This is a genomic window from Streptomyces sp. 13-12-16 (genome assembly GCF_002114215.1).
GTDB lineage: Bacteria > Actinomycetota > Actinomycetes > Streptomycetales > Streptomycetaceae > Streptomyces.
In genome coordinates this window covers 1-748 of sequence record NZ_NCTE01001133.1, presented here as the reverse complement: position 1 = coordinate 748, position 748 = coordinate 1, and the positions used below count along the sequence as shown (strand labels likewise).

Here is a 748-nt window from a genome sequence, read left to right as displayed (position 1 = left end):
TGCAGGTATGGGGGTGGGGGCGGCGGTGGGTCGTTTCCCGGGGAGGGGAGGGCGATGTGCTGACCGATGCGGAGGCTGCCGCGCTGACGGCTGTGGACGAGGAGGCGTTGGGGCGGACGTTGCTGGAGTTGGTGTCCGTGCCCAGCGTGACCGGGAGCGGTGCCGAGTCGGAGCTCCAGCATCAGCTGGCCGGGCGGCTGGAGCGGCTCGGGACGGATGTCGACCTGTGGTCGCTGGACCTGCCCGCGCTGCGCGCCGAACCGGACTTCCCGGGGACGGAGGCGCCGCGGGAGGAGGCGTGGGGGCTGGTGGGGACCACCCCCGACGGGGGCGACGGGCCCACCCTGATCCTCAACGGCCACGTCGACGTCGTACCGCCGGGTGATCCCGCCGCGTGGGACGGCGACCCGTTCGTGCCCCGGGTGACCGGGGACCTCGTGCACGGGCGCGGGGCCTGCGACATGAAGGCCGGGCTCGCGGCGCACCTCGCCGCGCTCGCGGCGATACGTTCCGCCGGGATACGGCTGCGCGGCCGGGTCGCCGCGCACTTCGTCGTCGGCGAGGAGGACGGCGGCCTCGGCGCCTACGCCACCCTGCGGCGCGGTCACCGCGGCGACGCCTGCGTCATCGCCGAGCCCACCGCCGCCACCCTGATCACCGCCAACGCGGGCGCGCTGACGTTCCGGCTCGCCGTGCCCGGCAGGGCGGCGCACGGCAGTTCGCGGGAGCGGGGGGGCAGCGCCGTCGA

Annotated in this window: 1 protein-coding gene; it reads left to right on the top strand. The window is 76.2% G+C overall.

The features are described 5' to 3' along the window. Positions 1-56 precede the first annotated feature (56 nt). On the top strand, positions 57-748 hold a 692-nt coding region (locus tag B7767_RS36440; RefSeq protein ID WP_143652832.1), incomplete at its 3' end, for a M20/M25/M40 family metallo-hydrolase.